17 protein-coding genes are annotated in these 23,098 nt (G+C 37.1%); 5 read left to right on the top strand and 12 right to left on the bottom strand.

The window, feature by feature from the left end:
- Positions 1-214: 214 nt before the first annotated feature.
- From IAE19_RS07295 to IAE19_RS07285, 3 genes are all read right to left on the bottom strand, one after another.
- Positions 215-400, bottom strand: a complete 186-nt coding sequence (locus IAE19_RS07295) for a hypothetical protein (protein ID WP_200460292.1) — start codon at positions 398-400, stop codon at positions 215-217.
- Between the two features lie 201 nt (positions 401-601).
- Positions 602-1,063, bottom strand: coding sequence for a MarR family winged helix-turn-helix transcriptional regulator (locus IAE19_RS07290; protein ID WP_200460266.1), 462 nt, complete (start codon positions 1,061-1,063; stop codon positions 602-604).
- Between the two features lie 266 nt (positions 1,064-1,329).
- Positions 1,330-2,220 carry a LysR substrate-binding domain-containing protein gene (locus IAE19_RS07285; protein ID WP_200460265.1) on the bottom strand — a complete coding sequence of 297 codons (891 nt, stop codon included), beginning with the start codon at positions 2,218-2,220 and terminating at the stop codon, positions 1,330-1,332.
- Positions 2,221-2,354: 134 nt separating this feature from the next.
- On the opposite strand from IAE19_RS07285, the gene IAE19_RS07280 reads away from it, so the two are divergent.
- Positions 2,355-3,770: an aspartate ammonia-lyase gene (locus IAE19_RS07280; RefSeq protein ID WP_200460264.1), complete on the top strand. Its 1,416-nt coding sequence runs from the start codon at positions 2,355-2,357 to the stop codon at positions 3,768-3,770.
- Between the two features lie 123 nt (positions 3,771-3,893).
- Here IAE19_RS07280 and IAE19_RS07275 read toward each other — a convergent pair whose 3' ends face one another.
- The 8 genes from IAE19_RS07275 to IAE19_RS07240 form a co-directional block, all read right to left on the bottom strand.
- Positions 3,894-6,320 (bottom strand): TonB-dependent siderophore receptor, encoded by a 2,427-nt coding sequence (locus tag IAE19_RS07275; RefSeq protein WP_200460263.1) that lies wholly within the window; start codon positions 6,318-6,320, stop codon positions 3,894-3,896.
- A gap of 83 nt (positions 6,321-6,403) precedes the next feature.
- Complete coding sequence (locus tag IAE19_RS07270; RefSeq protein ID WP_200460262.1) at positions 6,404-7,375, bottom strand: FecR family protein; 972 nt, start codon at positions 7,373-7,375, stop codon at positions 6,404-6,406.
- A gap of 28 nt (positions 7,376-7,403) precedes the next feature.
- Complete coding sequence (locus IAE19_RS07265) at positions 7,404-7,919, bottom strand: RNA polymerase sigma factor (protein WP_200460261.1); 516 nt, start codon at positions 7,917-7,919, stop codon at positions 7,404-7,406.
- 88 nt (positions 7,920-8,007) lie between these two features.
- Positions 8,008-9,414: an efflux transporter outer membrane subunit gene (locus IAE19_RS07260; RefSeq protein WP_320159390.1), complete on the bottom strand. Its 1,407-nt coding sequence runs from the start codon at positions 9,412-9,414 to the stop codon at positions 8,008-8,010.
- A gap of 12 nt (positions 9,415-9,426) precedes the next feature.
- Entirely contained in the window at positions 9,427-12,534 is a 3,108-nt protein-coding gene (locus IAE19_RS07255; RefSeq protein WP_200460260.1) for an efflux RND transporter permease subunit, read from the bottom strand.
- On the bottom strand, positions 12,531-15,626 hold the full coding sequence (locus tag IAE19_RS07250) for a multidrug efflux RND transporter permease subunit (RefSeq protein ID WP_200460259.1): 3,096 nt from the start codon (positions 15,624-15,626) through the stop codon (positions 12,531-12,533). Before IAE19_RS07250 ends, IAE19_RS07255 begins: the two co-directional genes overlap by 4 nt.
- A 5-nt stretch (positions 15,627-15,631) precedes the next feature.
- A complete protein-coding gene (locus tag IAE19_RS07245; protein WP_200460258.1) occupies positions 15,632-16,840 on the bottom strand; it encodes an efflux RND transporter periplasmic adaptor subunit in 1,209 nt (402 codons plus the stop codon).
- A 260-nt stretch (positions 16,841-17,100) separates the two neighbouring features.
- Entirely contained in the window at positions 17,101-18,300 is a 1,200-nt protein-coding gene (locus tag IAE19_RS07240; protein WP_200460257.1) for an MFS transporter, read from the bottom strand.
- Between the two features lie 311 nt (positions 18,301-18,611).
- Here IAE19_RS07240 and IAE19_RS07235 point away from each other — a divergent pair, with 311 nt between their 5' ends.
- Both IAE19_RS07235 and IAE19_RS07230 read left to right on the top strand, forming a co-directional pair.
- Complete coding sequence (locus IAE19_RS07235; protein ID WP_200460256.1) at positions 18,612-19,610, top strand: NAD(P)H-quinone oxidoreductase; 999 nt, start codon at positions 18,612-18,614, stop codon at positions 19,608-19,610.
- Between the two features lie 134 nt (positions 19,611-19,744).
- The gene (locus IAE19_RS07230) at positions 19,745-20,443 is read left to right on the top strand and encodes a YcbK family protein (protein ID WP_200460255.1); all 699 of its coding nucleotides are present in this window, start codon (positions 19,745-19,747) and stop codon (positions 20,441-20,443) included.
- A 24-nt stretch (positions 20,444-20,467) separates the two neighbouring features.
- On the opposite strand, the gene IAE19_RS07225 is transcribed toward IAE19_RS07230, so the two are convergent.
- Positions 20,468-21,319, bottom strand: coding sequence for a hypothetical protein (locus tag IAE19_RS07225; RefSeq protein WP_200460254.1), 852 nt, complete (start codon positions 21,317-21,319; stop codon positions 20,468-20,470).
- A gap of 318 nt (positions 21,320-21,637) precedes the next feature.
- Here IAE19_RS07225 and IAE19_RS07220 point away from each other — a divergent pair, with 318 nt between their 5' ends.
- Together IAE19_RS07220 and IAE19_RS07215 are read left to right on the top strand one after the other, a co-directional pair.
- Positions 21,638-22,201, top strand: coding sequence for a TetR/AcrR family transcriptional regulator (locus IAE19_RS07220; protein ID WP_200460253.1), 564 nt, complete (start codon positions 21,638-21,640; stop codon positions 22,199-22,201).
- Between the two features lie 506 nt (positions 22,202-22,707).
- A complete protein-coding gene (locus tag IAE19_RS07215; protein ID WP_200460252.1) occupies positions 22,708-23,022 on the top strand; it encodes an ArsR/SmtB family transcription factor in 315 nt (104 codons plus the stop codon).
- The last annotated feature ends 76 nt before the right edge of the window (positions 23,023-23,098 follow it).

Raw genomic sequence — 23,098 nt, 5'->3', positions numbered from 1 at the left:
AAAACTCCTAAATATGGGAGTTAAGTACGACATTTTAAACAAGTCGTACTTTCCTACTCTCCAAAAAAAGCTACTGGAGACAGTAGCTTCGAGATTCGCATAATGCGCACTATATTAAATAACGCCGATTTGCACATGACCATTGTTGCAAATCGGCTATGTAACATAATGCTGATTTAATTATGCGAAGTTATGTATTTTAAGCCTTTGATTATTAAGGCTTTTGTGGCTGCTGTGATCCGTCAGGATTCTTTTTTGGCAACGGTTTAACGCTAAACACTTGCATCTGTGCACCGAACTTTGTCTGTGACTCTACAAACTGAATCTCTACTTCTTGTGCATTGTCAGCACATTCAGCGAGTAAGGCCCGAATTTGATTGTTAATACTTTTATATTTCAACTTTTGTGGCTTTATTAAGAGCTTCAACTATCATAAATTCTGCAAACGTTCCTGATATAAGTACATATTGATTATGAAGCTTTCTAAATAATCTAATTATCATTAATTTTATGAGTTATTGGATGGCTTCATATCATGCCAATGATGTTCATAATGACCCAGTTCTAAGAATGACTCATTATGAACAATAAAATCTTCAAACTATTCCAGATTTGTCTTTATTATTTTCAACGAATCATTTAAACGTTCAATATCTGAAGGTTTTAAGCCTTTAAAACTATCATCAAATAATACAACCGTCATTTCATTGATTTTATTGACCATTTGTTCCCCTTTAGACGTTAATTTGACACGAGTAACTCGATTGTCATTGGGACATAACATCGTCTCAATTAAACATTCCTCACGTAAGCGGATGAGAATTTTGGTTGTAGTTGATATTTTTATCAACGTGGTTTCCGAAAGATCCGAAACGCTTGCATGAGGATGAAGATGGGCTGCTAATAAAATACGTCGTCTGGAATTATCCAAACCATATTTTTTTAAAGAGTTATCCATTTTGGCAACATACAGACCATAGACTTGCGTAATCCAATAATAGGGAAAATTATCTAGACTAAATTCATCATGATTTGGAAAAAACTTGGAATATTTGTTTGACATAAAGTATGTATTCAACCATCAACTATGCAATAAAAGAAATAAAAGCTCAGATCAGCGATAAAACTATCTGCATTCTAGAATACTTATTTTTTTAAAATCAATATGCTACTGTCATAATTTTAGTCGTAATTTAGACGTTTTTTTTAATGCATTTATAAAATCAACCATTCAGTAAAAATAAGTCTATGATCTTCTAGACTTAGTTATTATAACCAAATGGTTTTAAATACCTCTAAACAATTAAATTGGAAAAATTTATTTTTCAATTATAGTTGAACATTTTTTAAAAAAGCCCAGATTTGCTGCAAGGATGCATCTTTATTTAATTTATTCCTTAAAATAAAAATTTTTTGCTGGATACTGAATTTATTATCTGCAAGAATTTTGACCTTATTCATTGACAACTCATCTTCTATCGTAATTCTAGGTAACCATGCGATTCCAGCGCCCTGCATAACAAAATCTTTTAAATTATTTGCATGATCGGTTTCATATAATATTCGATATTCCAATTGATTAACAATCACCTGATCCACTAAATTTCTAAGATAAGCATTTTTACTATAAGAAAGTAAGGGGAAATTTTTATTTATATCAAACTTGGCTTCACCATCTTTATTTATTATACATACAGGAATAATATCAGTTTGCCCCAGCTTTAAATAATCAATAATGTCTCTATTTATTTGGCTAAGTTTATTATGGTCATTATATCCAATAAGAAAATCACATGCACCTTCTTTTAATAGTTTAAATCCCTCGCCAACATTTGCCGCAATTAATTCAATTTTAAATCCCTGAAGATGCTCTGGGAAAATCTGAATAAAATTTGAAAAAAAAGTAGAACTAAGAGAGTGAACCACAGCAAAACGAACAGTAACTTCTTTTGTTTTGTTTAAATTATTTAATAAAGCTAATGTTGCTTGTAATTGATCTTCAATACTTTTAGCGGTTGCGAGCAAGATTTGGCCAGCATCGGTAAACTCAAGATGTCTGCTATCTCTATCTAAAATAGGAAACCCTAAAGCTTGTTCGAGCTGTTGAATTCTTCTCGTAAATGCAGATTGACTAACAAATCGACGTTCTGCTGCTTTAGAAATGGAGCGCTCTTGTTCAAGGGTTAATAGATCTTCAATCCAACGAATTTCTAGGCTCATTTGTATGGTCTTAATGTAAGATCGCAAGATTATAATCACAGTATGCAAAATTTGCATAGTAAATTTAATCTATGCATTAGAAATTATTTCTTACCAATTTTATGATGAATTATCTCCTCTAGATAGACCAAAAAATGAACGCCGAAATTTTAACACGTACAGAAAAAGATCTTTTAGGTTTTCGTGAAGTACCCACTCAATGTTATTTTGGAATTCAAACTTTAAGAGCCATAGAAAACTTTAACTTAAGTTCAAATAAAATCGAACAGTTCCCTCATTTAATTAAATCTTTAGCAATGGTTAAATTCGCTTGTGCGCAGGCAAATAATCAATTGGGTAAATTAGATAATACAAAACTTGAAGCCATTAAATATGCTTGTGAACGTCTTATAAATGGGTCATTTCACGAGCAATTCCCTATTGATATGATTCAAGGTGGTGCAGGTACTTCAACCAATATGAATGCCAATGAAGTAATTGCAAATATAGGACTGGAATCTTTAAATCATAAAAAGGGTGAATATCAATATTTGCATCCAAATAACGATGTAAATATGTCGCAATCAACGAATGATGTCTACCCTACTGCAATTCGTTTAGGATTACTTTTTAGTTTAGATGATCTAAATAAACCATTTGAAGATATTATTGTAAGTTTACGTGCTAAAGGTCAGGAGTTTTCTCATATTTTGAAAATGGGACGTACCCAACTTCAGGATGCAGTACCCATGACATTAGGTCAGGAATTCCATGCCTTTGCTGCAACCCTTGAAAAAGATTTAGCCAAGATTAATAGTATTGCCCCAGACACACTAAACTATATGAATTTAGGTGGTACAGCGATTGGTACAGGCATTAATACTGAATATCGTTATACCCAACTTGCAATTCAGGCGTTGTCTGAAATTAGTCAAAAAGATATTAAATCTGCACCTGATTTGATTGAAGCTACCTCAGATATGGGCGATTTTGTACTTTTATCTGGTTTACTTAAACGTACTGCTACCAAACTTTCCAAGATTGCAAATGACTTACGTTTATTGTCCAGTGGTCCACGCACTGGCATTAATGAAATTAATCTGGAACCACGCCAACCAGGTAGTTCAATTATGCCAGGTAAAGTCAATCCAGTCATTCCTGAAGCAATGAACTTAGTCTGTTTCCAGATCATTGCCAATGATCTAGCGGTCACGTTGGCTGCTGAAGCTGGCCAGTTACAGTTGAACGCAATGGAACCTTTAATTGCGTTTAAATTGTTTGAATCAATTGAGCTCTTATCGCGTGCATTGGTTATGTTTAAAACCAAATGTATTGATACTGTGACTGCTAATGCTGAACACTGCAAAGAACAAGTTGAAAACTCGATTGGGATCGTGACTGCATTAAACCCTTATTTAGGTTATGAAACCACCACTCGCATCGCCAAAACTGCCAACGAATCGGGTTTAAGTGTTCTTAGTTTAATTCGTGAAGAACAACTTTTATCGGATGAAGTGATTGCTGAGATATTAGCGATTGATAATATGGTTAAGCCAAAAGACGCAGCTTAAATTGATAAATATAAAAAACAAAGGAGCTAGTAAAGCTCCTTCGTTTTTACCTAAGATTAATTTACCACGTTAATTTTAAAGCCAATGAGCCAATAATAGTAAATTAATCCACAATATGTTCATTTACCAGTCCACTTTAGCACTTAAAACAAAAGTAATAGGTTCACCTGCCCCTGAGTTCATCCAGTATTTTTTATTAAGTAAATTATTAATATCAGCTCTGAAAGTTACTGGTTTATTTGAAATACGGGTCTGGTAGCCACCACCAATATTAACCAAGGTGTAATCATCAAATTTAATGGTATTTTCATCATCATACCAAGTATCACCATAATGACGTACATCGCCATGTACACTTAAGCCTTCCATATAAGGGATGTTCCAATCAGCCTGAACTACGGCTTGGATCTTTGAAGCTCCTGATGGGCGTTTACCTTTAATGGCTGCATTGGCCTCACTTACTTTTTCAATACTAGGATCATTTAAGTTGATCCCCGCATTTATAGTTAAATCTGGGGTAAATTTATATCCCCCCATCAATTCAAACCCTTGATAAACAGTTTCACCATTTTGAGTAAGGTAAAGCTGACCATTTACCGTTTCATCGATTGTCGCCATACGTTCTAACCGGTATAAAGCAGCGGATGCATGCCATCGATCTTGTTGATATTTCGTTCCAATTTCATACTGTTTACTAATGGTTGGATCTAAATATTGACCTTCATTTGCATATTGCTGACCAGAACCACTTGTGACTTTTTTACCTTCTTCCAATGCTTCTGAATAACTTGCATAAAATGACCAATCTTCAATTGGTTTATAAATTAAAGCATAGGTTGGTGTAACGACTTCTTTTTGATAGGTATTCGCCTGATTATTATAGTTGATATAACGTCCAGCGATAATTGCTTGCCAATGGTCATTAAGACTTAACGTATCACTTGCAAAAACTTGTTTTTGATAAATATTTCCCGAATCTGTTTGAGTAAAGTCCATCGGTTTATCATAGTAAGTGGTTTGTGGTTGATAAATATTGCCTGTAGCAACATTCGCGTCCCAGTTATAGTTTCCATCACGCATTTCTTTTTTTTCAAAAGATCCACCAAAAACTAAATCATGCTTGATAAAACCTGTATTAAATAAACCACTTATCATTAATTGACTGGTATCACGAACGCTTTCCCCGCCTAATTGGTACATGTTTATTGAATAATCACCTTGTTCATTCAAAATATAGGCAAAAGTCTTATTCACAAAATTACGATTTCTAGTTCTTGCCTGAGTAATTTCAGCTTTCCAGTCATCATTAATTTGCCAATACAATCCCGTCTGTGCAAGTGCAGAATGAATCGTATAAAATGCACCTTTTACGATATGTTTATCACTACCATCAATAGGTTTTGGAAGCTTATTACCTTCAAACCCCCACCATGAAAACATTGAGGCTTCATTATCTAAATGTCGATCTTGATAAAGAATCTCCCCTTTCCACACTAAATTTGGCAAAATACGATAATCAAGTGCTAATGCCGTTGCTAAATTGTCAGCATCTGAACCATTATAAGTCTCACCTTTTTCCTTAACGATATTGAACCGATAGCCAAATTGTTTATCCTCTCCGACTCGGCCACCTGCATCCAAACTCGCAGATAAGATACCAGCGCTTCGATAACCTATTTTTGTACTTAGAAGGTTTTCTTCAGTAGGTTGTTTCGTTTGATAATTGATAATCCCACCAGGTGTTGCAAAACCATACATTAAGCCTGATAAACCTTTTAAAGCCATTACATTCTGGGCAAGCTCAACAGGGAATTCTCCTCCCCATGCACTGACCGAATAACCATTCACTTTATAACCATTCGTTTCATCAAGCTTTAAACCACGAATTGAAACTGGTGTGCTCCATCCACTGCTATATGAATTAACTTCTGTGACAATACTTGGATCACCTACAAAAATTTTACCTAAAGAGTTTGTTTGTCTGGTTTCAATCTCTTCTGCTGTCTTCGTGGTAATTGAGTAGGGTGTATCAATTACACTTTTATTGCCTAATACCCCAACGGTATTGATACGCTTTAATGGCGCATCCTGATTTTCGGCCTCTAAAGTAATCGTGGGTAATACAGACCCTGAAGTTCCCGCCAAGCCAGTGCGTTTAAGCTGATTTGCCTTGGACTGTAATGGAGTTAATTTAACAACTTCTTCTTTTTTGGCATTCACTGCCCTTTTTTCTAAACGATAACCGTTTGATGTTTGTTTTATTTGATAATTGGTATTCTTTAATAACTCTGTAAAACCGTCATTAATTTCATAACTACCTTGTATTCCCTGACTTTTAATACCAGACAGCAAGGTACTGTCAAAAATAATATTAACCCCTTGTTCCAACGCATAACGGTTAAGTACCTGCGCCAGATTTCCAGCGGGTATATTGACCTGTGTTGGAGCTGCATGAGCAAGCAGTGGCAATGCAGCAATTGAGAAAGTCGCTATATGAATCGCTAAAACCAAAGGTTTTGGATTGAGAAATGGACGACGAATAGACCCCATTTTAATTTCCTTACATCATTTATATTTGCCTATTAACTAAGACGTTTCAGAAATTAAAACAGGAAAAAAATTTGATATTGTTTTTAATTTTTTTTAATTACAGTGAATAAACCACCAACAGCATAAGTATCTAGACGAAGTTGATCTTTCAATAATTGCATGGCTGAATCAGGATCATCCAGAGGTAATACCGCATTAACTCGGTATTGGCTTAATATTTTGCGACTATAAATGTATTTACTAGATTGGTAGCTTTCCAGCATGTCTAATACCTGATCTAGCGCCATATCATTCACAACTAATTTTTTACTTTGCCAAGATTTTTGTAAAACATCTGGATGAATGCTTTCTATTTGAATTTGCTCACCATTGAAATTAAATCTTTGACCAGTTTCAAGCACAATAGGTTCAAAGTGATGATGCAATGAATAAATCTTGGTTTTTGATTCAATCATGCTAACACGAACCTGATTATGATCGTAGTTGACAATAAATTTTGTCCCAAGTGCCTGTACTTGAATATCACCTAAATCAACCACGAAAGGCCGTGCATGATCTTTGGCAACATTAACCAGAATATTACCTTCAAACAAATGTATCTTTCGTTGATCAAGGTTGTATTGCAGATTATAAGCCGTTTGTCCTGCCATCTGAATTGAGCTTTGATCAGACAGAATATTATTCTGCCATTGCTGTGCTTGAGTAGAATGATCTGCATTCCAGCGCTGATAAGGCAGTTGCGAAACAATCCAAGCAGTGATCACAGCAATGATTAAACTGCTTCCCCACAACAAACTTGCTGATTTCTTCTTGGTGCTTCTTTTTCTTAAAATATTATTTTGAATAATTGGATGTTGGGATCGAACACTTTGCGCCTTGAGTACATCCATTTGATTTAAAAATTGTTGTAGCTCTTCAAAGGTTTTTAAGTGTTCAGGACTTTGTTGTTTCCAGCTTTCTAATTGGGCCAAATCATCCTGAGAATAATGTCCTGAACTTAATGTGATCAACCATTCTGCTGCTTCATCTACAAGTTGTTGGTCAAGTTTTGACATGAAAATTCGTCTTATTATAAGGATAGATTTATAGATCTGATTTTAACACAGCATAACAATGGCTTAATGCTTTAACTAAATCATGGTGAACGGTTTTAGTACTGACGTTTAATTGATGTGCAATATCGACTAGACTTAAGTCATCAATATAATGCATGAGAAATGCAAGTTGTTGTCGTTCAGCCAACCCATCCAGAACTTGTGCAAGTGTATTCAGTATATCAATCGCGAGTATCGTTTGTTCTGGACTAATATCGTAGGTTAAATTTTGCTGAGTTAAATATTCCAGATATGCCTGTTCTATTTTTTGATGCCGCGCCCGATCAATTAAAATTCGTTTTGCCGTGGTGGTTAAATATGCCTTGGGCTGTTGAATTTCTAGTAATCCCTGACTACGGATCAGTTTAGTAAATGTATCCTGCAAGACATCTTCGGCATTTTCAGCCGAGCCTAGTTTTTTATACAACCAACCATATAACCAGCCATAGTGAGCTTTATATAGCTCTGCTATATAGTGGGTGATAATTTGTTGATTTGCCGTCATGAGAGTAACGCCACATCGTCAGAAATGTGGCTAATGTATCAGTAATGAGAATTACTATCAATTTTAATTAACATTAATTTTTACTACACTATTCGAGGTCCCATCCTGTTCCTAATGCTGCAATTAATTGCATTGAATTCATTAACTGCCGCTGTTGTAATTCAAGTCGTTCTTGTTCAGCTTGTAAACGCAGGTTTTGAGCCGTGACAACTTCTAAATAACTCACCAGCCCCGAATTATAACGCTGAGTCACGACACGTTCATTTTCACTGGCTAGATTGAGTAATTGGACTTGTTGAATCGCTTGTTGACTTAAACTTGTGGATTGCAACAAGCTATCCTCAACCTCTTTCCACCCTGTTAAAACTGCGTGCTTATAAGCTGCTAACTTTTCGTCATAATTGGCCTGTGCCTGATCTATTTCAGCTTTTCGTTTTCCACCTTCAAATACTGTCGCTACGGTACTCAATCCCATCGACCAAAGATAATTAGGTGATTGAAAAAGCTGTGAAAATAAATTGCTATTGGCGCTTGCGTTTAAACCAATACTGACATCAGGAAGCCATGCTGTTTGTGCCAGCCCAAGCTGTGCATGCATGGTAGCCAATTCTCGTTCACTACGAATCACATCTGGTCGTTGTACGAGTAAACGACTTGGTATCTCTAAAGGAATCCTAGGCACATGAAATTGATAGGGTTGCTTGGCGAGTTGAAACTTTGCGACGGTTTGACCCAGTAATACAGCAAGTATATTTTCTTGTAAATTGCGTTCACGTTGTCGTTCAATTCGTTGAATTTCAACTTGTTTAAGCTGAGTTTCTGCCTGAATGACATCGGCACGGGCAATCATGCCTGCCTGATATTGATTATTTAAAATCTGAACAGATCGTCCATAGCTTTGTTCTGTTTGCTTAAGTACATCAAGCTGTAAATCCAGTAGTCGAATATTCCAGTAACTTTGGGCAGCTAAAAGCTGCTGGTTGAGTTTAACCGCGGCTAAGTCAGCCTGTGAAGCGTCGAGATTAGCTTGTTGCGCTTCAATGCTCTTAGCAACCCGCCCCCATAAATCCGGTACCCAGCTTGCTTGTATAGCAGCGCTAAATTGATTATTCACTTCACTGTTTTTACTGCCGTTACGATTTGCTCCACTTTCTATACTTAACGTCGGTAACCGTGCCGCACGTTGTACATCGAGTAAAGCATTCGCACTGCGATAACGTGCTTCAGCCTGCTTTAATGTAAGGTTTTCTGCATCCAGTTGCTCAATCAAACTATTCAGTTGAGCATCATGATAAAGTTGCCACCACTGAGATCTGTTTATTACCAAATTTTGAGTTTGCACCCAATCTAGATCTGCATATTTATAATGTATATCTGCCTGAATCAGAGGTTGATGATACACTGGTGGACGTGTCACGGTATTTGAGCCACACCCAATCAATAACAATGCCCCGCCAAAAATTATTATATGTTTAGATAAAACTGAAATTATCACGTTTCTATTTTCCTATCTATTTTTATAGCCAAAGGCCTTGGTAATGTTGAATTGTTTAAGCATCTGAGTCAGTCTCTCTAAAAGCAAATACATCACAGGTGTGGTATACAGGGTTAATAGCTGACCTAAGGCCAAACCACCCACAATGACCACGCCTAAAGGCTGACGCAATTCAGAACCTTCACTTGCACTGAGTGCCAATGGAATAGCTCCTAGTAAAGCTGCGGTATTCGTCATTAAAATAGGACGAAAACGTAATGCAGCAGCAGATAAAATTGATTCAAATGCTGTTTTCCCCAAACGACGTTGCTGCAAGGTAAAATCGATCATTAAAATGGCATTTTTTACTACAATGCCGATCAGCAAAAACATACCGAGTAAAGCAATCAGGGTAAATTCAAAGTTAAATAGCCAAAGCGTTAATACCCCCCCTAAAGCCACAGCTGGAACAGTCGATAATATAGTGAATGGATGAATCAGGCTTTCATAGGTCACACCTAAGACGATAAAAATCAGCACAATGACCGCTACAAGCAAAACAGGTGTACTTAAACCCGCTTGTAAACTTTCAGCCTCCACATCTTTATCTGTGGCGACAAAAATTTGATTCGGAAGCATAACTTGTGGCAATACACCACGAATTGCCGTATTAGCTTGCTCAGTGGTATAGCCATGTTTGAGTACATAACCAATCCCCATTGCAGCATATTGATTGCGTCGATATACGCGATCATTGGTGATCCCATAAGACCATGTAGCAAAATTAGTCAACGGAACATATTCACCATTTTGATTAGGAACCTTTACATTTGCCAGTGACTCAGGGTTTTCTGTAAAACGTTTATCAACTTCCATGACTACATGAAATTGATTAGTCTGATCATAAATAGTCGAAATTTGTCGTTGCGAAAATGAATTGTTCAGCACGCTTGAAATACTTTCGATATTAACGCCTAGTCGCCGTGCTGCTTCACGATCAATATCTAGCGTGACGTGTTGTGCCCCTTCATCGCCAAGCGTTTCCACTTCTTCAAGTTCGGGTAATTTTTGCATTGCTTGTGCAACTTTAGGTGCCCATTTTCGAAGTAATGCAACATCATCTGATTGTAATAACAGCATATAATCCTGACCACTATTTCCAGAAAATGGATCATCCAGCTCTAGGTCTTGCTGTACTCTTGCCGAAAAAATAGCGCCTGCTAACCACGGAGCATTCTGGCGAATTCGTTCAGCAATTTCATGTGTAGTTTTTCCTTCGCGCTCTGCTTTTGGCTTTAAGCTAACCATAAAGAAAGAGTTAGTCGTTCCACCCGCGCCCCCAGAGGTTCCAATTACATCTTTTATTGCGGGATCCGCTAATAAACTTTGGCTAAATGTCGTAATCTTGGGTTGCATAATTTGAAAAGAGAAACCATCATCCCCCCGGATAAAAGATTCAATACGCCCTGTATCTTGTTCAGGTAAAACCCGTTTAGGCAAATTCTGATATAAATAAACAGAGCCTGCTATCGCACCTAGCCAAAGCAATATCACCAAATATGCATGACGTATGATCCATTGCAGTGATTGGATATAATGATGAGTTAAACTTTGCATCATCTGCTGGCTATAGCGATAGAACGCTTGATCGTTCTGTGTATTTAAAGGTTTCAGACAGCGTGCCGATAAACTGGGGGTCAAAACCAGAGAAACAAAAACAGAAAGAATAACAATAAAAACCAGTGTCAGAGAAAATTCACGAAATAGCCGTTCAATCACTCCTCCCATAAATAGCACTGAAATAAAAATAACAATGAGCGCTAAATTCATGGCGACTAACGTGAATCCAACCTCCCGGACTCCTTGTATAGCCGCATTAAATGGACTTTGTCCCTGTTCGATGTGTCGTTCAATATTTTCAAGTACCACGATGGCATCATCTACTACGAGTCCAATTGCCACAATGACTGCCATAATGGATAAATTATTAAGAGAAAAACCCGCCAGATAAACTAAGCTTGTTGCACCAATTAACGTAACTAACATAGCAATTGTCGGCACAATCGCACTTTGTAATCGTCCCAACATAAGTGCGACTACGATTACGACTAACATTATGGAAAAAAGTAACGTATCACGCGCTTCTTTTAACCCTGCATGAATAATTTTTGAACCGTCCATAACCGTTGTCAACTGAGCATCCGCAGGTATCAGAGCGTTTAATTCGGGTAGCCTTGCTTTAATTTTTTCAATCGTTGCGATGGTATTAGCATTAGGTTGTCGGCTAATTTTAATAATTACCGCAGGCTCACCATTATGAAAACCGCTGACATACCGATTTTCAACAGAATCCTCCACTTCGGCGACATCTTTAAGTCTAACGATACCTTGCGGTGTTTGATGGATAATTAAATTTGCAAAATCTTGAGCATCCTTTAAATGGCTTGAAAGTGCCACTTGCCAGCGATTTTTTTTATTCTCAATTACTCCTAGCGACTGAACAACGTTACTTTTTTCAACAGCCTCTCGCACTTGTTCCAAAGATATCCCTTGAGACATCAAAGCATTTGGATTTAACACCACACGAACCGCAGGCAATGAAGCACCATCAATTTCAACTTCTCCCACACCACTGACTTGGGCTAGATTGGGTTGCAATTGGTGAGTTGCCAATTCATAAAGTTTACCTGCAGATAAATACTTGGAACTAAGTGCAAGATAAAAAATTGGACTTTGACTCGGGTTAATCTTGAAGTATTCGGGAGGACTAGGCATACCTGATGGCAACTGAGATATCGCTGCATTAATAGCTGCCTGCACTTCTCGCGCAGCTTCATTAATATCTGTATCCAGATCAAAATGCAGAATCACCTGTGTCGAGTTTTGACTACTCGATGAATTAATTGCTTTGACTCCAGACACCCCCATCATGGCACGCTCCAAGGGGGTCGCGACTGTAGCAGACATACTTTCAGGGCTAGCCCCGGGTAAACTTGCACGTACTACGATGGTTGGAATATCCGCTTGAGGCAAAGCTGCCACAGGTAAACGAAAATATGCCAATATACCCAATAAGCTAATCGCAATCGCCAGTAGTACACTCGCAACCGGACGATGAACAAATAAAGCAAAAATATTCAATGGATTGCTCCCGACTTATCAATCGGTTCAATCGTTTTTTTCTGCTGCGAATACAGTCGTTGTAATCGATCAAAGAATAGATAAACGACAGGTGTGGTAAATAAAGTGAGGACTTGACTCAGGATTAGCCCCCCAACCATAACTATTCCTAACGGTTGACGTAATTCAGCACCTGAACCAGAGGCCAGCATTAAAGGAATTGCACCGACAAGAGCTGCCAGCGTGGTCATCAGAATAGGTCTAAAACGCATTAAGGCAGCCTGATAAATCGCTTGTTCAGGAGTTAAACCTTCATTACGTTGTGCTGCCAATGCAAAATCCACCATCATGATGCCATTTTTTTTGACCAAACCAATCAGTAAAATAATCCCGATTAGCGCAATCATATCGAGGGGCTGATTCACCATAAAGAGCGCTAATAATGCACCAATAGCAGCAGAAGGCAGCGTGGACAAAATTGTAATGGGGTGAATAAAGCTCTCATACAATATTCCCAGTACAATGTACATCGTTACAATAGCCGCAATCACCAACCACAATGTATGTTGCAGTGAATTTTCAAAAGCCGCAGCAGCGCCTTGTAAATTAAGATTAATTTCAGCAGGCAATTTTAACTCCCGTTCCACCCGATCAATGGCCTGTATTGCTGCACCTAGTGAAACGCCTTGAGCCAAATTAAAAGAAATGGTAGTTGCAGGAAATTGCGATTGTTGTTGTAAAACACTGGCGACTCTTTTCTGTTCAATACTTGCGATAGCACTGAGTTGTATGGCTTCACCGTTGGCATTGTGAATATATGTCTGGTTTAAAGCATCGAGACCTTGAGTGAGCGTTGGATTAAGTTCAAGTACAATTCGATATTGATTTGATTGCGTATATAAAGTAGCAATCTGACGCTGTGCAAATAAATTCTGCAATGCCAAACTAATGTCTTCAACAGAAAGTCCTAAACGTGCTGCTGTATCTCGATCTATATCAATATATGCTTGTAAGGCTTGCCCACCATCTTCACTGGTCACATCTGAAAATTCAGGTTGCTGTCTTAAAGCCTCCACCAACATAGGGGTCCATTGTTGCAGATCTAACGTTTTCGCCGCACTCAGACTAAGTTGATATTGTGTACGACTAATTTTATCTTCAATACTAAGTTCCTGAACAGGTTGCATCCAGCCATGAATCCCATGTACCTGTACAAGTTGATTTCGTAAGCGATCTATCACCTGCTGTGCTGAATCTCGTTCAGCATGAGGTTTTAAATTAATTAAAATACGTCCATTACTCAATTTAGGATTATTGGCATCTATACCAATAAATGAGGACAAACTTGCAACTGCTGGATCTTTTAAAATCTGTGCTGCTAAATTTTGCTGACGTTCACTCATAGCCTGAAAAGAAATATCATCTGGTGCTTCAGTGACCACTTGAATCACGCCGCTATCCTGTACAGGGAAAAAGCCTTTGGGAATAACCCAATACAAAACTCCAGCCAAAATCACCGTACTTAGCATAACCGCAAGCATCAAGCGCTGATGTTTAAACACCCATTCTAAAGCGCGTGCATAGCGATTAATAATATGATCCAGACTCCAGCGACTATTCGTTTGAATGTGTTTATTTTCTTTGAGCAAATAGGCACACATCATTGGCGTCAGAGTTAAAGACACCACTAAAGAAAGTGCAATCGCTGCGGCTAAAGTGACTGCAAACTCATGAAATAACCGTCCAACAACATCTCCCATAAATAGTAATGGAATCAATACTGCAATTAAGGAGATGGTTAAGGAAATAAGGGTAAATCCAATTTCTTTAGAACCTTTGAGTGCTGCTTGTAGTAAATTCTCACCTGCCTCCCGATGCCTTGTAATATTTTCTAGCATTACAATCGCATCATCGACCACAAAACCAGTAGCAATGGTCAGCGCCATCAGTGTCAAGTTGTTTACAGAAAAACCCAGGAAATACATCAGTACAAAAGTACCAATAATTGAGAGTGGCACCGCAATACTTGGAATGATGGTAGCTGACAAATTCCTTAAGAAAAGGAAAGTCACCATCACCACGAGGCACACTGCAAAAACCAGTTCCTTTTGCACATCACGAATTGAACTACGAATGCTTTCAGTACGATCAGTCAAAACTCGAATTTTCACATTTTCAGGTAGATTCTTTTGCAGTTCAGGCAAAATTTTCTTGATTTGATCTGCAACCTGAATCACATTGGCATTAGGCTGGCGTTGTACATTCACTAAAATAGCAGACTGGCTATCTGCCCAAGCTGCCATATAACGGTCTTCGCTTCCTTCCTGAATCTGAGCAACATCTTTGAGGCGGATTGGAGCACCATTATTCCAGCGCAAAATCAAATTTTCATAGTCAGCAATCGATCGAATCTGGTCATTTGCATCCAGCATCGTAGTTCGATATGGACCATCAAAACTGCCTTTAGGCTGGTTAGCATTAGCAGAATTAATCGCTGAACGAACGTCTTCAGCACTCATTTTATAAGCTGCCAATGCTGTTGGGTTCATTTGAACACGTATAGCAGGACGCTGCCCACCTGCAAGACTCACCATGCCTACCCCTGACAACTGCGACAATTTCTGTGCAATTCGGGTATCTACCATGTCATAAACAGTAGTTAAAGGTAGTGTGTCTGAACTAATTGCTAAAGTAATCACAGGCACATCGGCCGGGTTTACTTTTCGGTAGACAGGTGGCGTCGGTAGATCATTGGGCAATTTACTACTTGCGGTACTCAATGCCGACTGAACTTCTTGTTCAACTACACCTAACTCAGCACTCAATTCAAACTGTAAAGTAATGACAGACGCACCGACAGAACTGTTTGAGGACATCTGCTTGAGTCCAGCAATTTTGCCCATTTCACGTTCGAGTGGTGCTGTAATCGTTCTTTGAACCGTATCTGGATTAGCACCTGGTTGAAAAGTATAGACCTGAATAATAGGATAATCGACTTGCGGTAATGCCGAAACAGGTAAAAAACGCCAAATAAGCAAGCCGCTAAATAAAAGGGCCAGCATCAATAAAGTGGTGGCAACAGGTCGCAGAATAAAGAAACGGGAAATATTCATTGGACTTAACCACGTCCTGTTTTTGCTGTTTTGGATGAAATCATTCCATCTTGAACAATTTGAGCTTCTTTTCCTTCAGAAAGACGATCTATACCCTCTAAAACCACCCGTTCATTGCCTTTTAATCCGTCTAAAATTTCCGTCTGTCCATTAGAAGTAATGCCTAATTTAAGCATACGGATTTCAGCTTTATTATCCTGATTAATAATATAGACATATGTACCTTTAGCACCGTTTTGAATCGCATCTGTTGGAATATTGACTGCATTTTGAATGGTCTGCGCATTTAAGCGCACATTGACAAACTGATTTGGGAATAAGGCATCATCACGATTTTCAAACACAGCTTTGATTTTTAAAGTGCCTGTATTTGTATCAATTTGATTATCAAGTGCTTCTACATGACCAATAGCAAGTTGTTGTTTTTCCGAGCGATCCCAAGCAGTTACTTGAACGTGTTGGTTTTTTTGTATACTTGCGCGTAAAGTATCCAAATAATTTTCCGCAACTGAAAATTGTACATAAATCGGATGTACCTGCGTAATACTCACCAATCCTGCTTCTTCATTGGCTTGAATTAAGTTTCCCGCATCCTTTTGTTTAAAGCCCACTCGCCCTTCAATTGGTGCATAAATTCTGGTATAGGCGAGTTGCAATTTTGCTGCATCAACTTGCGCCTGATTCGCCTGAATCTGACCTTTAAGCTGATTGACCAAGGCTTGTTGTTGTTCAACTTGTTGTCTGGCGATAGAATCTTGTTTAAATAGTAATTGATAACGCGTAAGTTCACTTTCAGCATTACGTAATTGAGCAAGATTTTGCTGTTGTGTGCCTTGTGCTTGCGCTAAAGCAACTTGAAATGGCGCTGGATCAATTTGCGCTAAAAGCTGACCCTTGGTTACATATTGCCCATCTTTAAAATAGATCTTTTGTAGAACACCTGACACCTGACTTTGAACTTTAACCAAATGTGTTGGGACAACTGTGCCTATGGCTTTAATTTCTAGCTGCATGTCAGTCTGCTGTACAGGTATCACTCTGACTGGAACTGGCTTGCTCCATTGACTGTATTCTTGTACAGGAACCTGACTGGATTTCCACCAATAAACTGCCAATGCGATCGCCAATATAACCACAAGGAGTAGCACAAACCATTTCGTATTTTTTGGGAGAGTTCGAGATTTTTTTTCAACATTTAACGGTTGTTCTATCATTACATTCACTTAAATCGGTATCAATATTGATCAAATAATTTTCATCCCGCTTCCCCTTTAAAGCATGCTTAATAGGATGAAAACTGCATTTGTATTAACTAAGACGTTTGAATCAGAGAAAAAGGATCAATCTTCTTGTAAGGAATTGTATATTATTTTTAAAAATGATTCTCATTATTATTAAAAACAGCTTAATTTTTTCAATAAAAACTAAGAATCCGATAAATTCTTTTGTTTTTATTGAAAACGATCAGGGATTTCTATTGATTCGATGCAATCCATTTAGTTTGAATATTGATACGCTTAGGGATAAAAATGAGCGACAACAAGAGTAAAACTGCTGCAATCCAGTAAGGTAGTTCATTTTTATAGTGATAAAGCAGAGTTGCAATGAAGGGTGAAACCAGCATCGACATTCCTTGGGCAGCAGAAATTAAGCCTGATGCAGCTCCCTGTTCATGCGCGTCGACCGCTAGCGAAGTGATCGTATTGACCATAGGCATAATTAAACCGCCACCAACACCCATAATCACAGCACTGAGAATAAAGAAGAATAATCCATGGGTAAGGGTAAACATAATTGTGCCCAATGCCATGCATAGCATCCCTATGCCCAATAAAAATAGATGTCGATTGGGTTTTAATTTAGAAATCAGCACTTGTACAATAATTAAAGTCAAACCAACCGCGCTCAAGGTCATGCCTGCAACAGCTGCACTTTGTTGCTGCGTTGCCAGATGTAAGTGGTCTTTGCTAAAGAAACCGATACACATATTGAAGGTAAAAATACAGTTCATAGTCAAAAACATCACCAATACTTCAAACCATATCCGCGAATCGCTCATCTTTAAGCTGGTTTTTTCAGTAACATTTGAAATAAGTTTGTCACTTTCTTGCACTTTAAAATGAGTCAACATAAGGGCAAATAAAGGGAGGATAGCTGCAAAATAAAAAGCGAAACTTAAGTCAAAACTAGAAAGTAGTCCACCGACAAAAGGCCCAAGAAAAATAGCAATACCTGCTGCTGCACCCAACATAGCAATCTTTGAAGCACGTTCTGCTGGCTCATAATGATCTGCAATATAGCCTACCATCACTGGATTAATACCTGAGAAAAACGAAGCAATAATACAGCGTAAAATCAACATAACCAGTAACATGGTCAAAATACTAAGAGGATGTTGAAGTGTGTAACCAATAAAAACAGCCCAAATCATATAAAAGATAAAAAATCCCAATGTGAGCGGCAATAAAACTTTCTTACGGCCTATTTCATCACTCCGCTGCCCCCAAAATTTTGCACTTAACATCCAGAAAAAACCTGAAAGGCTAACAATCAAACCCGCATGCCACTCTTGTAAACCTTGCGTTCTGATTACAGGCCCAATCACAGGAAGAATCATCATAAATGCCATTTGTAGCAACATATAACTTAAAAATAACACTTTAATATTATTCATTTTTACCTGCTCTATCTTTAATTGTGATTGATCATTAAATTATTCAATAATTAATTGTAATGATAATTATTATCATTTAAAAGCTTTTTCTCTTCTTCTTTAAATCCATTTTCTCAATAAAATGATCTGCAATAAAACAGGAACAGCAATAATTCAATAACAAAAACTTCTCTTATCATTCGCATAGACACCTTAATATATTATTTTAAAGGCTCTAGATTATTTTTTATCTCTACTTAACGCATTTAAATCATATACTTAATCTATAACGATTCAATATTTATCAATTTTTAAACCGTAAAGGAATCTTCATGACCACATTGCCTAATCGCATGCGACATATTGAAATTACAGAATCAGGCGAACCAGAGGTTTTAAAAATTGCTGAAGCAGAAATTCCTCAACCCGAATCCAGAGAAATCTTAATTCAGGTTAAAGCTGCTGGCATTAATAGACCTGACGTATTGCAACGTAAAGGTTTATATCCTATGCCCAAAGGTGTTACCCCTATTCCGGGACTTGAAGTTGCGGGTATTGTCGTAGCAATCGGTAAGGATGTTCAGAATTTTAAAATTGGCGATAGAGTTTGTGCCCTCACCAATGGTGGGGGGTATGCAGAATACTGTGTAGTCCCTGCAAGCCAAACACTTGTTATCCCAGAAAATCTGAACTTTGTTCAGGCAGCAGCTATACCTGAAACATATTATACGGTTTGGGCAAATTTATTTGACATTGGTCAGCTAAAAACAGGTGAAACTGCATTGATTCATGGCGGAGCAAGCGGTATAGGAACGACAGCTTTATCGCTCTGTCACGCATTGGGCATTCCAACTTTTTGTACGGTTGGTAATGATGATAAAGTCAACCAACTCCAAGGCATGACCACCGCAATCAATTATAAAAAAGATGATTTTGAAAGCGTTATTCGAGAAAAAACCAATCAAAAAGGTGTCGATGTCATTTTAGATATTGTTGGTGCAAAATACTTTACTCAAAATATGAATTTACTAAAACGAGATGGACGTTTAGTTATTCTTGGGTTTATGGGCGGTCGTATAGCAAAAGAATTTGATTTACAACAACTTATTTTAAAACGCGCAAAGGTTACAGGTTCAACCATGCGCGCCCGAACTGATCAGGAAAAAGCTGAAATTACTCAATCGTTAAAACAAAATGTTTGGCCTTTATTGGAACAAGGTAAAAGTTTGCCGATCATCCATAAACAATTTGCATTTGAAGATGTTGCTAAAGCCCATGCATTGATGGAGCAAAGTGATCATATTGGTAAAATTGTACTTGAATTAAACTAATTGATAATCAGGGAAGTATAATGTACTGACCTGATATCTTTATAAATTGCTCGCATGATGAATATCATTTTTATACCTTTCATCAAATCAATTAATGTTATATTATAACATTAATTAAAATTTAAGATGTATCCATGATTCTTGCTAAATATCTATCTTGGCTTAGTGTTTTAATACTTGGATTGACAGCTTGTACCCAGCAGTCTCCACAACTTTCATCTCCTAAAAAACCATTGCCTATTCCAGCAGAAGCTCAAAAAACTCATAAAAGAACGCCCGTTTCTTATTTTGTCTGGATTGCACACCCACACAATGCTGAAAGAGTCAAAAACTATAAAAACTTTTTACAACAGCAAGGCGTACAATTGGTTGTTCCTGATTTTGAATTCTTACGTTCAGCGCGTGGCTGGCAAGACTGCAATTATGAGCAATATGACGTGCCAGAACAAAGCGTTTGGGCAAATATTGTTCCTACGCTCAACTTATTATCGACTTTAATCAAAAGTGACGTCTTGCAAAATTTTGAATTAACCTCAAGTTATCGCTCACCAGTTTTAAATAGCTGCGTGAATGGAGCAAAAACGTCCAGTCATATGCAAAATGCAGCAATTGATTTTCGGATAGGCTCAGAAAATCCTGATACGAATGAGGCTCTTGAAATAACCAACAGTAAGCTTAAATTATGTAAATTTTGGCAAACCGAAGGACAAAAATATAATATGGGTTTAGGCGTATACAGTACTGGACAAATCCATATTGATACCAAGGGCTTTCGAACATGGGGGCCAGATTTAACTTGGCATAGCTCTATATGTGCTGAAAAAATTCCTTAATAAAACCCCTTTCCCGATTTATATCTATATCGAGTTTAAGGTTATCTGATACATTTTTGTCCAGAAATCCTGCCAGAGTGATAAATAATTTTGTGTGGTTTCACGTAAAATAGTTTCACTTTCAGGGCTAATAGCCTGAATGCAAAGCATCCAGAGATCATTGGCATGATTATCATCATTGGCTAAATTATCCTCATCATTGGCTAAGCCATGACACGCGTAATAACCTTGATCAAAAATATCACCAAATTTTTTCAAATTTAGATGCAACGCTTCGCTAAAGACGATAACTTGTTTTTCAGTAATTGACAAAATAAGCAATAATGCTATGTAACTATCATAGTGCCCACGAATAAAATTTTGTAGCTCTAGAGCTTCAGGTTCAATGCTGTTTTGTGAAAGAGGATCTACTTCAAAGGTTTCCAGTATTTTTAGATAGTACGCAAGATGCGATTTTGCTGGTGAACTTTGCTGAAGATCAGCAGTATCAAAACCTAACTCATCCAATAAATTGAGTGAAAGTAAATAACGTGCATAGATCTTTGATAAAATTCGATTATGAAGATGAATATTCGTATTGCTTTCTAACTGTTGAGCTTGAAAGATCAGCATACTTAATGCATCAGTAAAAATTTTTACAATACAATTCAAGTAATTGATATGTATAATCTTTAATTGCTCAAAATTTATTTTTTGACTTTTTAGATCGCTTAAAATCGGATGTTCAAATAAAGCATGATCATCTATGTCCACTTTCAGACGCCTAACCAGTTCTGTATTAAATGTCCACAAATCCGTAGGAATGGCATTTTTAATAAAAGCCATGGCCTCAGCGCGTGAGTGTTCAGATTGCGTAAATGACAGATTGTGAATCATAGATTTTTCTTTCACATACAGAGCATTCAGTATATAAAAAAAGAAATAACCAATCTATAGAGAAGAGAGAGGAATCGTAAAAAAAACTTTTAGGAATAAATTAGTTATAAAAAATACCTGTTTATATAGAAAGTCATTCTTGTATCATCACTAGACTTGTGTTTTGATAAGCCCCCAGAACAAGCTAAGTGATTAAATTTTTATCACATTTTCATTTAAGCTTAAACTTAAATGTTATACTGTCGAAATTATTTAAACTAAATTATCTAGTTATCGCCGCTGTACGCCAAATGATGTATTTAGCAGGAATCTAAAAATATGTCGAAAAAAGATGACATTATTCATACAGCCTTACGACTCTTTAACGCCAATAGTTATAATTCTGTTGGCGTGGATCGAATTATTCAAGAGTCAGGCGTAGCGAAAATGACTTTTTACAAATACTTTCCTTCAAAAGCCAAGTTGATAGAAGAATGTCTGGATCAACGTAATATAAACTTACAAGAATCTTTAACAGCTTCTTTAGCAGCTTGCGATGAACACGACTATTTAGGTCGCATTAAAGCTATTTATTTCTGGTATTCCGCTTGGTTTCATACGGCTGATTTTAACGGTTGTATGTTTCAAAAAGCAGTGGAAGAAGTTTTTAAAATCTATCCTTCGACTATTCGACCTGCACTTGAATACAAAGAATGGCTAACCAATATTATCCTTGGGTTACTAAGCCAACTTCAAATTAAAAATCCAGTTTCTCTTACAAATTTGTTAGTAAGCATTCTGGATGGCATGACTATGCAAGCTCAGATTGATAAAAATTCAGTCAAAATTGATGAATACTGGGCAAGAGTTGAACGCTTGATAGAGTTTGAACAAAAGCTATAAAGAAATAAAGCGTGAGTGATTATTATTTTTTTATCGTTATCATTATATTATTTCACGCTTGCGTCTGAAACCTAAGCAACTTTTTGAATAAAAATAAATTTATTTAAAAAGCTGAATGTGCATAATTAAGATTATGCCTTCTTATACATTAGTACATGCACGTGGAGGCTTATGTACTAATCTCCGAAAACATACTGTCATCGTTTTGCTCTGCGCTATCCTCTCTTTGTTATAACGAACGGAATACTCTAAAATTATTATAAATATACATACAAGTCTGTATGGATAAATATCATTATAAATAAGTTCTAGAAAAGCACAACTTTTTTTTTAGATTATGCAATTTTACCTGTTTAGGTTTATCAAATTATTTGGCTTGGTTTTCTTCTTTTATCCTTATAACTCGTATAAAATTTGATTAGAAGTGATCTTGTATTTATTTAATTCAAGTCATTTGAATGCATTCGTTCTATACTTATGCCCGCTGTAAATTTGAGGGTAAAAAGATGCAAGCAGAGTTTAAAATCGAGGAGATGCGAAATTCCGCGGAGAGTGTGGTTACAACGTTAAAATCTTTGGCCAATACAGACCGCCTACTTATTTTATGTCATCTTGCCCAAGAAGAACTAAACGTGTCTCAAATTGAAGAAAGAACACAAATTAGTCAGCCTACCCTTTCCCAGCAACTCATGATGTTGCGCAAAAGTGAAGTCGTTCATACCCGTCGTGCAGGCAAACAAATTTTTTATTCAATAAAAGATCAAAAACTAATAGATGTTTTAGCAACGCTTTATCGCCTTTACTGTCCGCAGTCACTTTAATTTTTCATTTTATCTATCTTTTTATCCATATTTTTCAATTTGTTCTTGAATTGCTTTAAAAAAAATTTAAGTTTCA

The organism is Acinetobacter sp. S40 (assembly GCF_016624705.1).
Taxonomy (GTDB): domain Bacteria; phylum Pseudomonadota; class Gammaproteobacteria; order Pseudomonadales; family Moraxellaceae; genus Acinetobacter.
This window is presented reverse-complemented; position numbering and strand designations above follow the sequence as displayed.